This is a genomic window from Bradyrhizobium sp. JYMT SZCCT0428 (assembly GCF_018131075.1).
In the GTDB taxonomy this organism is placed as follows: domain Bacteria; phylum Pseudomonadota; class Alphaproteobacteria; order Rhizobiales; family Xanthobacteraceae; genus Bradyrhizobium.
In genome coordinates this window covers 1-1,218 of sequence record NZ_JAFCLS010000168.1, presented here as the reverse complement: position 1 = coordinate 1,218, position 1,218 = coordinate 1, and the positions used below count along the sequence as shown (strand labels likewise).

At 60.3% G+C, this 1,218-nt stretch carries 1 protein-coding gene; it reads left to right on the top strand.

Going from position 1 to position 1,218, the window contains the following annotated elements; translation table 11 throughout:
* Positions 1-1,098, top strand: a 1,098-nt coding sequence (locus tag JQ575_RS44210; RefSeq protein ID WP_249167334.1) for a thioesterase domain-containing protein, incomplete at its 5' end; no start/stop codon positions are given.
* Positions 1,099-1,218 lie beyond the last annotated feature (120 nt).

The following is a 1,218-nucleotide window of genomic DNA, read 5'->3' as shown; positions in this document are numbered from 1 at the left end:
CTGCAACGCGCGTTGGCCTCGTTCAAGATCCCGCGGCGCATTCTGATCCTCGACCAACTGCCAAAGGGGGCGACGGGCAAGGTTCAACGGCGACGGCTGCGCGAGTCGTTCGACGGGCTGTTGGGCGATCAGGGCGCGATGTCCGTACCTGCTGTGAACAAAGGGCCATTGGATCTGGAAGCTGAACTGCTGAACCTGTGGCGGAGGCTGCTCAAGTCCGAGGCTGTGACGGTCGACGATGACTTTTTCGCCAGCGGTGGTGACTCCCTTCTAGCGATGGAAATGCACATCGAAGTCGAGCGGCTCATCGGCCACCGCGTACCGGGAACGATTCTGTACGGGGCAGAAACCATCCGCCAACTTGCCCCCAAAATCGCCATGCAGACAGGCACGCCGTTAAAGCCGTTTCTCCAGTTCGGCACCGGTGGCAATCGGCCTCCCCTGCACTTCTTCAATGGGGACTTCCTCAGCGGCCACTCGGGTGTGCGGCGGATGGTGGAGCTCTTCGGAGCCGATTACCCGATCATTTCCATCGATCCCCATGGTCTACGTGGGGAGTCGATTCCGCCGTCGATCGAGGAGATGGCCGCCGACCGCCTGCCGCTTATTTTGGAGAAGCAGACCAGCGGTCCATTCCTTCTGGGCGGCAAATGCAACGGCGCCATGGTGGCGTTTGAAACAGCCCGCCTGCTGATGGCCGCCGGCCACAAGGTCGATTTGGTTGCGATGGTCGACCCGCCGACCGTCAGTGCCCGTCCAACAGCGCGAGCGATCCTTGGGCTGCTGAGGCCGATAGCCTCGCCCTACTGCCTGCGCTGGTCCTATGAACAAATGGCGCGGCTAGAGCGGTTCTTCAAGGTGCCGGCGAGCAAGCAGATTACGATCGCCAAGCTGTATGGCGCTTTATCCATTCCCAATAACGAGATTCCGCTGGCGTTATGGGACGCTTATTCGATCGCGATGGCGAAATACCTTCCGGCACCGCTCGAGGTCCCCGTGACTTTTTACGCGCGGCAGACCACGACGGTCGGGCGTGGCGGCATCTTAGTTCTCAACTCGAAGTGGTCGAGGTGCTTGGGGGACATCATGGCTGCCTGACTGTCGGCGCTGAACAGCTGGTTGATCATCTGCGGCAAAGAATAGTTCTGTTTGACGGCTCGCCTTCCGCCATTGAACCGCATACGTTGGCCGATGTGCCCCCGTAGCGGGCGAAAAAAA